Below are 11,237 nucleotides of genomic sequence, written 5' to 3' on the forward strand. Positions count from 1 at the left end.
ACCACATCCCCGAGGGGGCTGGACAGCCCGAACGGCTCTGCTATAATCGCCGACTTCCCGGAGAGATGGATGAGTGGTTTAAGTCGCACGCCTGGAAAGCGTGTATAGGTTAATAGCCTATCCGGGGTTCGAATCCCCGTCTCTCCGCCAGAACAGCCAGTAGCAAAAAGCCGCCCATCGAGGCGGCTTTTTGCATTTCCAGGCGGGATTCCAACATAACGGTGTTGGAGCGCCTGATGGACCAGGCCGCGGCGCACCCTCGGCGACGTCGGGTCAGCAGCCGGCGCCAGGCCGGGCTACCATACCGTGACCATTCGTCCGAGGAGTCCCGCATGTCMAAGGAAAAATCCGGCGTCGCCTTTCCCACGCTGATCGCCTTTGCCGTGGCCGGCATGGCGTTCACCGCGTCAGTCATCCTCGCGTACTACGCGACCCATCCCCAGCGCATCACGAAGTCATAGCCCGCGCGGGCTCAGGTTCGCTGGGCCTTCCGTTTCTGCACCTTGGCCGCCACCGGCATGACCGGGGCGCGCCGCGTGACGACTTCCACCAGCAGGAAGCCGTCCATCTCGGTTTCGTAGACGGTGCGCCCGCAGATGGGGCAGGGTGCGTGTTCCTTGCGTGGGGTCCTCACAAGGCCCAGCCGGTATTCGCGGATGTGGAGCGTCGCGCCGCAGACGCATTCCACTGGCTCGATGTGGTGCATGCCTCTCCTTGTCCTGGCCGGCGAGGTGACCTGCGCCGTCCTGATGTCAGGGATCACTCTGGATAGTAGTCAAGGCTTGCCGTATCGGAAACGTTTGGCTTCGCGAGGGCAAACCACCGTATTCCAGATGACAGTGTCCGACCAGTCAATGGATCAGCAAAACAGGGTCATGCGGCGGCTTGCATCACGCGGTTGCGGCCGTTGCGCTTGGCGTCGTAGAGCGCCTCGTCGGCGCGGCCATATGCGTGCTCGAAGGTGCGGCCCTGGGCGGACCAGCTCACGCCGAAGCTCGCCGTGACCGGGCAGTCCACGGGGGAGGGGAAGCGATGCGTGGCGATGGCATGGCGCATGTCCTCGGCCAGCGCCAGCGCGTCTTCGAGCGGCACGCCTGGCAGCAGCGCGGTGAACTCCTCGCCACCCACGCGCCCGATGGCGCCCTCGGCATCCACGGTGTCCTTGAGGCAGGCGGTCACGCCGCAGATCACCGCGTCGCCCACGGGGTGCCCATAGGCATCGTTGAGCCGCTTGAAATGGTCGATGTCGAGCACGATCATCGACAGGCTCCCGCGCGCCAGCGCCGCCGTGGCGCGGTCGATCACGGCGCCACGGTTGAGCGCGCCGGTCAGCGTGTCGTGCGTGGCGCGGTATTCGAGTTCCTGAGCCAGTTCCTGGAGCCGGTGGTTAAGCCGGTTCATCTCCAGTTCCTCACGGTCGCTGCGGCGGATCAGCCGGCGCGTCTCGCGCATCAGCCGCTCGTAGTAGCTGATGAGCTGCCCCAGCGTATGCCGATACGATTCCTCGCCGGCATCGACATCGCAGAACACGGCCTTGGCATGCGCCAGGACGCTGTTCTCCGATTCGAACAGGTCGGGCTCGGACATGATGGCGGCGGGCGGGTTCAACTGCCGGTGGTCGCTACGTCGTGGAACGCAATCGCAGGGAAGTCGTCGTGCAGTTCCTGGCCGAATTCGAGGATGGTGTCGTCGTCCTCGTCATGGAACCAGTGCAGTTCGATGCGGTTGCCGCGCTCGGCGGCGTCGTTCAGCGCGTCGAAGATGCTGAACAGCATCTTGGTGCTCGAGCTGTTGAAATAAGTCAGCGCCACGTTGACCGTGACCGAGACCCCGTCGCACGCCGCCAGGTACTTGCGCAGGCGGGCGATGGCCTCGCCGTAGAACACGGCAGCGTTCTCGGGGTAGGACTCGCCCTTGAGCGAGAGGATGTGCCGCTCGAAGTCGAAGCTCACCTCGGGCGAGGAGGGCGTGGCGGCGATAAACAGGTTTTCCATGGCAGAGGCTCTTCCCGATAGGTCAGATCGTGGCGACGAGCTGGAACATCGTCGATCCCGGATCCGTGTCGATCGGTTGAAAGTTGTATTCGAGGGGCGCGCTGGCATCGCGCGCCATCGTCAGGAAGCCGAGCCCGGCGCCCTTGCTGCCCTCCGGCGCCTCCGCGCGCAGGGTCTGCTTGTAGGCTTGCTTGATCTGGTCCAGCGTCATCGTGCGCAGCGGCTCCAGCGTGGCGCGCAGCTGGTGCACACGCACCGTCGCCACCGGATTGGAACACATCAGGCGGTAGTGCTCGTCCACMATGCTGATGCACACCGAGCCATGGCGCAACTGGCCGCGCTGCTGCTCGCTCTCCGGCGTGGGTGCGGTCAGGGCGTCCGAGGAGTAGTGGACGATGTTCTGCGCCATTTCCACGAAGGACGAGAACAGCTTGCGCCGCGTGGTGCCATCGACCCCGCTTACGGCGAGCTGCAGGCGCACCGCGTCGGACATGGCGGCGATGATGTTCTGCGAAAAGTAGCCGACGTAGTAGAAGATCACGTTGCGTTCCCGAGCCATCGCGAAAAACGGCTCATATTCCTTGTCAATCGATTGTGCGGCGTTCATGTGTCGTGCGGCCGGTGGGGCGCTGTAAGAGTCTGGCGCGGTGTTATCGGGCGCGGAAGCAGAAGAAGGTCAGGTCGTCGCGGCGCCGGTGCTGGCCCTGCCAGGCGCGATGCACCTCGAGCACCGCCTGGCTGATCTGCGCCGCCGATGCCGCGCGGCTGGCGCAGATGGCTTCGCGCATGCGGCGCTTGCCGAACGAGATCTCGCGCGGGCCGCCGATCTGGTCGATCAGCCCGTCCGTGGTCACGAAGGCCACCGTGTCGGGCGGCATCGGCACGGCCGCGTTCTGCCACGCGTAGTCCATGCCGGTGTCGACGTAGCCGACGCCCATGCGGGCGCCGTTGATCATCTGGCCCTCGGTGTCACCGGGCTGCAGCACGAACAGCGCGCACTTGGCGCCCGCGAAGGTCAGCGTGCGCGTGGCGTTGTCGAACCAGAAGAAGGCAGCGTCCATGCCGTCGTCGGATTCGGCGATGCCGCGCTCGCCCCGCTGGCCGTCCTGCCCGTCGAGCGGTCCGTCGATCTGCCCGAGCATCTGCTTGATGCCGCGATTGACGGCCGCCAGCAGCGCGCCGGGGTCGCGCGGGCCCTGCTGCTCGATGGCCTGCGTCAGCAGCGACGAGGCAATCAGCGTCATGAACGCGCCCGGCACGCCATGGCCGGTGCAATCGGCCAGCGCGGCGAACCAGCCGTCGTCGAATGCTGCGAAATGATAGAAGTCGCCGCCCACCACGTCGCGCGGCTCCCAGACCAGTGCGGCGTCCGGCAGCGTGGCGGCCAGCGTCTGGCGTGAGGTGCGCAGCATCGCCCGCTGGATCGTGCTGGCGTAGTCGATGCTCTGCATGATCTGCCGATTGCGCTCGGCCTGCATGTCGGCCACCACGCGCATCAGCTGCAGGCCGTGTCCCAGACCGATGAACTTGCCGTCGCGGGCGATGATGAAGCCTTCCGCCAGCGCCTTCTCGCCATACTCGACCGCGCGGAACGTCAGCGCGTCGATGCTCATGGCGGCGTCCACGATCAGCGGCTCCTTGTCCATGAACGCGATGCAGCTTTTGCGGTTGTAGAGTTCCTGGTGGTACGGCTTGCTCATCTGCGACAGGAAGATCGACCGGTTGATCAGGCCGATGGGCTTGTCGCGCTCGGTCACGGGCAGGCAGTTGAGGTCGCGGTGTAGCGCAAAGACCTCGAGCACGTCCTGATTCGTGTGGTCGGTCGTCACGGAAGGCGTGATGACGGCCAGATCCTCGGCACAGGGCTGCCGGAAGCGCAGGCGGGCAGCGGAGGGATCAACCAGGACGCCAGACATGACCGAAGGAACCAGGGTGGGGAAAGTGGCCCAGAGTCTACGGCGGATGCATGTCGGCTATGTGACGGTTTTCCTTGTAAATCAATGGTTAAAGCCCCACTCGAGTGGGGTGGCGGCATTAGCGCTCGGCGCTGGTCGACGGGCCGTCCGCGTCGGTCGCCGCGTGCCCAAGCGTGTGCCCCAATGTGTGCCCCAGCGCGCGCCCCAGCAGCGGCCAGCGCTGCGCCGCCGCCCGGGTCTGCACCGCGTCCTGCTGGTCGAAGTATTGCCGCGCGTCGAAGCCCTCGACATGCCGGTCCAGGGCGTCGATGTCGCTGTAGGCGCCAGGGGTGCCGCGCGGCACCGGCGGGGTTTTCTGGGGTTTTGGGGACTTCGGGGGCTGGCTCATTTCTGCTCCACCCAGACGCCATCTGGCGTATGAATCACATAACCCTTGCTCAGCTTCATGGTCACGGTGCCTTCGTTCTCGCCGACCATCATCGTCTGCGGCAAGTTCTCGCTGTAGCTGGCGGTGGGCGGCGCGCCCTGGCGGAACGGGCTGTCTGCCACGAGGTTGAACAGCAGCTGCGACAGCGCCAGGAAGCTGGACGGCGCGTCGATCGTCACCATGCCGCCCGTGGCTGTGGTCGGCAGGCCCACCAGCTTCACGCCCACCGGCACGTGGACGATGCGCGGCGTGGGAATCTCGCGCAGCCCGGAGATCTGGTTTTCGTCGCCCCGCAGCGCCGCGCCATGCTCGGGCACGAACACCACCACCGCCTTGCGGCCGGACTTGCTGATGGTCTCGATGATCCGGTCGACGTCCTCGAGCAGCTTGGCCAGCCGCAGCGGATAGGACTCCAGGCTGGTCAGCCGCTTGCCCGGCAGCCGGTTGCCGTCGTGCAGCGTCACCGTGTTGTAGTAGAGCGCCACGGGGCCGCTGTTCTGCTGGAGGCGGCGCTTGTACCAGTGGTCGAAGGTGTCGTAGTCGCCCAGCACCGGGGAGTCGTCGAAGGCGCGCATCGCCACGGGCACGCCTTCGTTGGACTCGGGCTGGATGCCCGCCACGCCCACTTCCTTGTCGACAAAGCTCCGGAAATTGTCGAAGCGGCCATCGTGGTTCAGCAGCACGTGGGGGCCGAAGCCGGCCTGGGCGAGTGCCTCGAACAGATGGCATTCGGCCGGCGCCGGCGAGTACAGGCTGGCGTGGGGTTCCTGGCCGCACGAGGCGCGCAGCAGCCGGATGGCCGCCGGCCCGCTGTAGCTCGCGGCGGAGCTGAAATTCTTGAACAGGTAGTCGAAGCGCGTGAACAGCGGGTGGTTGCTGGCCTTGGCGGCGTCCATGTCGTCCCAGGACAGCGAGCAGATGTGCAGCACGATGATGTCGAACTGCGCGTCGGGCGTGGCCGTTAGCGGCTGGGCGGTGGCCGAGCGGGTCGATTCCTGCTCGCGGAAGGCGGCCAGCTGGGCATCGTAGCCGCCGCGCACCGCGAAGTCGGCGCGTGGGGTGTCTGCCGCGCGCGCGGTCATCTGGTTGAGCCGCGTCGGCGGGTTGCCGTCGCCGGTGCCGTGCCAGAACGGGATGGCGATCAGCGCCAGCAGCACGAAGGTGGTCACCCGCACCCAGCGGTTGATGATCAGGTAGAGCAGCACCGCCAGCGCGATCGCCACCACCATCTGCAGGGAGACGATGCGCTGCGCCAGTTCGAGCAGGTACTCGGGCGTGAACGCGCTCACGTTCGAGAACTGCGACACCACGCGCGCGAACGGCGGCAGCGTCGATTCCCGGTAGGCCAGCATCGCCCCGACCACGATGGCGATGAGCTGGCGCAGCACCCGCAGCGGCCGCGACTCCATCGGCACCGCCAGGAACAGCGCGAACACCAGGTTCGTCAGCCAGTGCGGCTGGAGGTGGCCCGTGTGAAACAGCCAGAGCTTGGCGAGGAAGTAGAGGTTCCAGATTCCCATGGCGATGTGTGGTTCGGCTCCTGCGGCGTGATGGCCGGCGTGATGAATTAAGGCTGGCGGGGGCGGCGGCGCCCGATCAGCAGGTCGACCGCTTCCGCGCAGGCGTCGTAGAGGCGCAGCAGGCCCTGGTAGCCCATCTCGATCACCTCCTTGAGGCTGCGCAGCGGGGCGTCGGCGTGTTCGTCGTCCAGCCAGTCGATCCAGGCGTCGGCGCGGCCGAAGGTGCACTGGATCAGTTCGATCTCGCGCTCGGCCGTCAGCCCCTCCATGCGCACGCCGAGGTGGCGGTTGACGTTGCGCGTGACCAGGCCGGGGAAGTGGTAGGTGCGCGTGCCGCGCGCCAGGCAGACGCCCACGCGCGCGCCTTCGTCCAGCATCACCTCCACCGGCAGCAGCAGGCCGAGGCCGCCCATCGAGTAGTTCTCGGTGCGGCAGGCGAGCGTGGCGCCGTCCGGCAGCAGCAGCGTGGCCGGCACGCGCATCGGAATGCGGTGGGAGACCCGCACCTGCCGCGCCTCCCGCGCCACGCCCACGGCGGCGCCAAGCATGATCAGGTTGGCCAGCGCCCAGCCCATGTTCATCAGCACCGTGGCCGGCTCGTCGGTGCTGCCGAACAGCAGGTGGCCGACGCCAACCGCCAGCCCGATCACGTTGAGCGCCAGCAGCACCAGGTAGGGCTTGGAGATGGTCCAGTCGAGGTAGTCGTCGGCAATCTGCCCGCCCTTGGCGGTGACGTTGAACTTGCCCAGGCGCGGGTTGATGAAGGCCACCGTGGTCGGCAGCACGATGTACCAGGCCAGCACCGATTCGTAGACTTCGGCCCAGAACGAATGGCGGTAGCGGCCCTGGAGCCGCGAGTTGGTCACGTTGGCCACGAACAGGTAGGGCAGCACGTAGGCCATGATCAGCAGCGCCGAGGTGTTGATCACGTGCAGGCCGAAGTACAGGTAGGCGATCGGCATGGTCAGGAAGATCAGCCGGGGAATGCCGTAGAAGAAGTGCAGCATCGCGTTGCTGTAGCAGATGCGCTGGAACAGGTGCAGCCCGCGCCCGAGCAGCGGGTTGTCGATGCGGAAGATCTGCGCCATGCCGCGCGCCCAGCGGATGCGCTGCCCGATATGGCCGGACAGGCTCTCGGTGGCCAGCCCGGCCGCCTGCACCGTGCGCAGGTAGGCGCTGTTGTAGCCGAGCCGGTGCAGCTTGAGCGCCGTGTGGGCGTCCTCGGTGACGGTCTCCACGGCAATCCCGCCGATCTCCAGCAGCGGCGCGCGCTTGATGACCGCGCAGGAGCCGCAGAAGAAGGTGGCGTTCCAGAAGTCGTTGCCGTCCTGGATCAGGCCGTAGAACAGGCTGCCCTCGTTCGGCACGCGCCGGAAGGTGTCGAAGTTGCGCTCGAACGGGTCTGGCGAGAAGAAGTGGTGCGGCGTCTGCACCAGCGCGCACTTCGGGTCGGCCAGGAACTCGCCCATGGTCATCTGCAGGAAGGAGCGCGTGGGGATGTGGTCGCAGTCGAAGATGGCGATGTACTCGCCGTCCGTCTTCGCCAGCGCCTTGTTGATGTTGCCGGCCTTGGCGTGGAAATTGTCTTCCCGCGTGAGGTAGCCCACCCCGGCCGCCGCCGCGAACTCCCGCATCGCGGGCCGCCGGCCATCGTCGAGGATGAACACGCGCAGCTTGTGCGCCGGCCAGTCCATGCTCAGCGCCGCGTACACGGTGGGTTGCAGCACAGCCAGCGACTCGTTGTAGGTGGGGATGTAGACGTCCACCGTCGGCCATGCCTCCGGGTCGGCCGGCAGCGCCTTGGGCTGGCGGTTCAGCGGCCACGCCGTTTGCAGGTAGCCCAGCCCCAGCACGATCCAGGTGTAGACCTCGGCCGCATAGAGGAGGTAGCCCACGGCGGCCTCGGTGGCCGTGGCGAACTGCAGCGTCTGCGTGGAGCGCCACCAGATATAGCGGCCCGCCATCAGCGCGGAGAGCACCATCATCGCCAGCGTCGGCAGCCGGCCGGGAATGCGCCGCAGCACCATCAACCCGATCCAGACGATGGCGAACAGCAGTAGCTGGCTCGAGAACGTCAGTGGCGTGGTGCTGATGACCGCGCAGGCCAGGCAGGCGAGCACCAACGAGGTGGGCACCGCGAACGGGATGCGGCCCACGCGCGTGGCGACGGCCTCCACGCCATCGCCCACGCGCGCCCAGTCCACGCGGGGCAGCCGCGCGGCAATGCGGCGCCGCATGCGCGTCACCGCGTAGTAGATCGGCCCGAGCAGGCGCTCCAGCCAGCGCCGGAACGGTGTGACCCCCGGCGGCGCGGCAACCTGGCGACGCTTGCGGAGGTCGGCGGCCAGCCGGTAGCGCGGACGAGGCGGGCGGATGAACAGCCGCCACAGCCACGCGGCGGGGTCGCGGCGGCGGCCCATGCCGAGCCGGGCCAGCGCGCGCCGGTACAGCAGCGCGGCCCATTCCGCAGGAATATCGGGCTTGCCGGGGCGGGGCGGCTGGAACACGGCGCGCAGCACCCAGATGCCGCCGTGCGCCGGCGCGGTGACGCCAAGGTGGCGCGCCAGCCGGTCGCGCGCGACGGCCAGCCAGCGGTGGAGTCGGGCGGGCTTGTCGCTCATCGTTCGCGCTCCTGTGGCGGGGCGCCGATCCAGTGGGACACCCACGACGCCAGCCCTTGCAGGTCGTGCGCCGCCTGCGAGTGTGGCGCGCTGCGGCAGAAGTTCTCGCTGCGCGCGAAGGCTTCCGGAATGCCGCTGTCCTCGTGGACGGGGCAGGCCAGCATCGCATTGCCGAGCGTGGCGCGCAGCAGCGTGACGATATCGGCATGCAGCCGCCGTGCCGGCTGGAGTCGCGTGGCCACGTAGCAGGCGGTGTGGCCGCGCCGCGCCAGCGCATCGGTCAGCCGGCCCAGCCCGACGCAGACTTCGGGCTGCGGCGGCAGCAGCACCAGCACGAGGTCGGCCGCGGCGATGGCCTGGCCCGCGTGCGGCGAGGGCCAGGGCGGCGTGTCGATCAGCACCGCGCCGTGCGCCGGCATGGCCACCTGGGCGATCAGCCCGCGCAGCCAGTGCGGCCCCGCGCGCAGCAGCTTGCCGGCCTGGATGTCATCGTCGTCGCTGTCCTGCTCGCCCCAGGGCACGAACAGCACGCCATCGTCGCTGCGCAGCCCGGCCTGCGCCCACGCGGTGGGCGATCCGTCGGCCAGGCAGCCGGACAGCCCCGCGCGCGCCGCGTCGCGCAGGCCGAAGTGGTAGCCCAGCAGATTGCGCGGATCGCATTCGAGCGCCAGCACCGGGTGCCCGCGCCCGGCCAGCAGCGAGGCCAGCGAGGCCGTCACCATGGTGCGTCCGGCGCCGCCGGCGGGGGAGACGATGGCGATGGTCTTCATCGCGGCGGCTCGCGGTCCGGGCGGCGCTTGCCGCGAATCACCATGCCGTGCAGTTGCGGCGGCAGGCGTACGGTGCGGCGTGGGCGCGGCGTGGTCCATTGCGGGAACCAGCGCAGCAGGTCGAAGCGCCAGATCACGAACGCCAGCGGCGCCGCCAGAATCAGTCCCCAGATGAAGTAGCCAAGGAAGATGGACATGTCGCGTCAGTCCTGTCGAAGCAGCGGCACGGGGTGCGGCTGCGGCATGGCACGCGGCTGCGCGGGCGGGGTGTCGCGCAACGGCAGCGTGGGGATCTCCGCCACCGGCGGGGCTTCGCCGCCGTCATGCGCAACCAGCGCGGCGGTGGTGTCAGGCATCGGCGCCGGGCGGGGCGCCTCTTGCTGGCGCGCGAGCCAGCTGCTGTAGTCGGGCGGCGGCACCTCGGCGATCTCGGCCTCGAAGCGGCCCAGCGTGGCGCCGATGGACTCCAGGTCGCCATTGCGCACGTCGCCATGGAACAGCTCGCCCAGCGGCTGCTGGAACACGCGCCGGCACACGGCATCCACGTCGTCCATGCGGCAGGCGAAGAAGAAGGCGTAGAGGCTGTCGCTGCCGGCCGTGCAGAGATCGCCTGCGCGGTTCATGCGGCAGGCGCGCAGCGCCTCCACATGGGCCACTTCGGGCAGCAGCGGCAGTTGCAGCAGCACGTGGGGCAGCCGGATCATGCGGCTGCGCTCCACGGCGTCGCGCACCAGCGAGACGAACTCGGCGGGCGGCACGTAGCCGCTGGTCGAGGTGGTCAGCACGGCGGACAGCGCGTTGCGGTAGTCGGCAAGAATCGGCCGCGAGAACACCTGCCCCTGCAGGCCCTCGATCATGGCCTGCACCCGGGCGAACGGCGTGCGCTGGGCGATGACGAGATTGGCGCCGAGGTTGAGCATCAGCAGCTCGTAGTGCTGGCGCATGGCCTCCTTGTCCTCGCGCACGGCAATCTTCAGCGCGCGCCCGGCGCTGCGCCGCAGCCGGTGCACCTGCTCGGCCAGCGCCTCGAGTTCGCGCCCGCCGCCGTAGTGCAGCAGGACCGTGGCCGCCACCGCGCGGGCGGCGCTGGCCACGGCGGCTTCGTTGCTGTCCACTACACGCCAGTGCTCGGGGATGTAGCGCTCGCGCAGCACCGCGTCGCGGCTGACGATCACGCGCTGCTCGTCCGGCGCGAGCATGCCGGCTTCCTCGATCGTGTCGGTGAAGGTCTGCGCGGCCACCATCAGCCGGTGCTCGTGCGGCGCAAAGCGCAGCGGCACGATCTCGCCTGCCACCACGGCCTGGTTGTCGCGCCAGAACGCCACCTCCCAGGTGTACTGCCCCTGCTGCTGCGAGAGCTGCACCGCGCCGGCAAAACGGCCGTGGAAGCCCTGCAGGTCTGGCGCCGGCTGGCCCGGCTCCGGCGCCGGCGGCCCCATCACCAGCAGCACCGCGCAGCGGTGGCGCGCGCACCATTCGCCCAGGCGCTGGCCTTCCTGAGCCAGCCGCCCCGCATCGTGCCAGGCGAAGAACCCCTCCGCCCCTTCGATCAGCATCATGCTGCCCTGCGCCCCGCACTGGTCCACCAGCGCCTGGAGTGCCTCCATCAACCCGTCGATGGCGGGCCGGCTGGCGTCCGTGGGCGGGCGCAGCGCGCACAGGTTGGCGCGGCCGTGGAGGGCGCGGTTGGCGTCGATGTCGAGCCCATGGGCACGTAGCTGGGCGGCGATGTCGGCGGCGTCGCGCGTGGAGAGTACCGTGGCCGGCGCGCGCAGCGCCGTGGCGGCGGTCTGCCAGAACAGCGCGTCGCGGGCGGGCGAGGGCTCGGCATAGACCACGTGCGCGCGGGCCGGCGTGAGCGTGGCCAGCGCCGGCGACAGGCCGTCGATGGCCAGCCCCGTGCGCGCCTGGAAGCGCGCGCGCAGGCCCGGCAGGGCCGTGGCGGGGATGGCGGGGGCAGCAGTGCGGTCGGTGTGCTTCATCGATCCC

Annotated in this window: 12 protein-coding genes and 1 tRNA gene; 2 read left to right on the forward strand and 11 right to left on the reverse strand. The window is 68.8% G+C overall.

Features of this window, described 5'->3' with window-relative positions; genetic code table 11:
• Window positions 1–59 precede the first annotated feature (59 nt).
• Both AC1EJR_RS10045 and AC1EJR_RS10050 read left to right on the forward strand, forming a co-directional pair.
• A tRNA-Ser gene (locus AC1EJR_RS10045) sits at window positions 60–150 on the forward strand.
• 182 nt (window positions 151–332) lie between these two features.
• Entirely contained in the window at window positions 333–461 is a 129-nt protein-coding gene (locus AC1EJR_RS10050; protein WP_255370660.1) for a hypothetical protein, read from the forward strand.
• An 11-nt stretch (window positions 462–472) separates the two neighbouring features.
• Here the strand turns inward: AC1EJR_RS10050 and AC1EJR_RS10055 are convergent, their stop codons facing one another.
• The 11 genes from AC1EJR_RS10055 to bcsE form a co-directional block, all read right to left on the reverse strand.
• The gene (locus AC1EJR_RS10055; RefSeq protein WP_092289943.1) at window positions 473–706 is read right to left on the reverse strand and encodes a hypothetical protein; all 234 of its coding nucleotides are present in this window, start codon (window positions 704–706) and stop codon (window positions 473–475) included.
• A gap of 167 nt (window positions 707–873) precedes the next feature.
• On the reverse strand, window positions 874–1,587 hold the full coding sequence (locus tag AC1EJR_RS10060; protein WP_092290843.1) for a GGDEF domain-containing protein: 714 nt from the start codon (window positions 1,585–1,587) through the stop codon (window positions 874–876).
• Window positions 1,588–1,604: 17 nt separating this feature from the next.
• A complete protein-coding gene (locus AC1EJR_RS10065) occupies window positions 1,605–1,994 on the reverse strand; it encodes a DUF1987 domain-containing protein (protein WP_092289941.1) in 390 nt (129 codons plus the stop codon).
• 22 nt (window positions 1,995–2,016) lie between these two features.
• Entirely contained in the window at window positions 2,017–2,601 is a 585-nt protein-coding gene (locus AC1EJR_RS10070; RefSeq protein WP_477147004.1) for a SiaB family protein kinase, read from the reverse strand.
• Window positions 2,602–2,644: 43 nt separating this feature from the next.
• Entirely contained in the window at window positions 2,645–3,910 is a 1,266-nt protein-coding gene (locus AC1EJR_RS10075) for a SpoIIE family protein phosphatase (RefSeq protein WP_441590522.1), read from the reverse strand.
• A gap of 118 nt (window positions 3,911–4,028) precedes the next feature.
• A complete protein-coding gene (bcsR, locus tag AC1EJR_RS10080; RefSeq protein ID WP_092445137.1) occupies window positions 4,029–4,298 on the reverse strand; it encodes a BcsR/BcsP family cellulose biosynthesis protein in 270 nt (89 codons plus the stop codon).
• Window positions 4,295–5,857 carry a cellulose biosynthesis protein BcsG gene (gene bcsG, locus AC1EJR_RS10085; protein ID WP_092289933.1) on the reverse strand — a complete coding sequence of 521 codons (1,563 nt, stop codon included), beginning with the start codon at window positions 5,855–5,857 and terminating at the stop codon, window positions 4,295–4,297. The genes bcsR and bcsG overlap by 4 nt, the downstream gene beginning before the upstream one ends.
• Window positions 5,858–5,904: 47 nt before the next feature.
• Window positions 5,905–8,478 carry a UDP-forming cellulose synthase catalytic subunit gene (gene bcsA, locus AC1EJR_RS10090; protein WP_477113296.1) on the reverse strand — a complete coding sequence of 858 codons (2,574 nt, stop codon included), beginning with the start codon at window positions 8,476–8,478 and terminating at the stop codon, window positions 5,905–5,907.
• Window positions 8,475–9,248 carry a cellulose biosynthesis protein BcsQ gene (bcsQ, locus tag AC1EJR_RS10095; protein ID WP_092289930.1) on the reverse strand — a complete coding sequence of 258 codons (774 nt, stop codon included), beginning with the start codon at window positions 9,246–9,248 and terminating at the stop codon, window positions 8,475–8,477. The genes bcsA and bcsQ overlap by 4 nt, the downstream gene beginning before the upstream one ends.
• Entirely contained in the window at window positions 9,245–9,445 is a 201-nt protein-coding gene (locus AC1EJR_RS10100) for a hypothetical protein (protein ID WP_092289928.1), read from the reverse strand. Before AC1EJR_RS10100 ends, bcsQ begins: the two co-directional genes overlap by 4 nt.
• Window positions 9,446–9,451: 6 nt before the next feature.
• On the reverse strand, window positions 9,452–11,230 hold the full coding sequence (gene bcsE / locus AC1EJR_RS10105; protein ID WP_477113297.1) for a cellulose biosynthesis protein BcsE: 1,779 nt from the start codon (window positions 11,228–11,230) through the stop codon (window positions 9,452–9,454).
• Between the last annotated feature and the right edge of the window lie 7 nt (window positions 11,231–11,237).

The organism is Cupriavidus sp. 05T42 (assembly GCF_056396345.1).

Excerpts from the sequence above, each read along its gene's own strand:
- AC1EJR_RS10055 (WP_092289943.1), bottom strand. The coding sequence starts at position 706 with ATGCACCACATCGAGCCAGTGGAATGCGTCTGCGGCGCGACGCTCCAC.
- AC1EJR_RS10060 (WP_092290843.1), bottom strand. The coding sequence starts at position 1,587 with ATGTCCGAGCCCGACCTGTTCGAATCGGAGAACAGCGTCCTGGCGCAT.
- AC1EJR_RS10065 (WP_092289941.1), bottom strand. The coding sequence starts at position 1,994 with ATGGAAAACCTGTTTATCGCCGCCACGCCCTCCTCGCCCGAGGTGAGC.
- AC1EJR_RS10075 (WP_441590522.1), bottom strand. The coding sequence starts at position 3,910 with ATGTCTGGCGTCCTGGTTGATCCCTCCGCTGCCCGCCTGCGCTTCCGG.
- bcsR (WP_092445137.1), bottom strand. The coding sequence starts at position 4,298 with ATGAGCCAGCCCCCGAAGTCCCCAAAACCCCAGAAAACCCCGCCGGTG.
- bcsG (WP_092289933.1), bottom strand. The coding sequence starts at position 5,857 with ATGGGAATCTGGAACCTCTACTTCCTCGCCAAGCTCTGGCTGTTTCAC.
- bcsA (WP_477113296.1), bottom strand. The coding sequence starts at position 8,478 with ATGAGCGACAAGCCCGCCCGACTCCACCGCTGGCTGGCCGTCGCGCGC.
- bcsQ (WP_092289930.1), bottom strand. The coding sequence starts at position 9,248 with ATGAAGACCATCGCCATCGTCTCCCCCGCCGGCGGCGCCGGACGCACC.
- AC1EJR_RS10100 (WP_092289928.1), bottom strand. The coding sequence starts at position 9,445 with ATGTCCATCTTCCTTGGCTACTTCATCTGGGGACTGATTCTGGCGGCG.
- bcsE (WP_477113297.1), bottom strand. The coding sequence starts at position 11,230 with ATGAAGCACACCGACCGCACTGCTGCCCCCGCCATCCCCGCCACGGCC.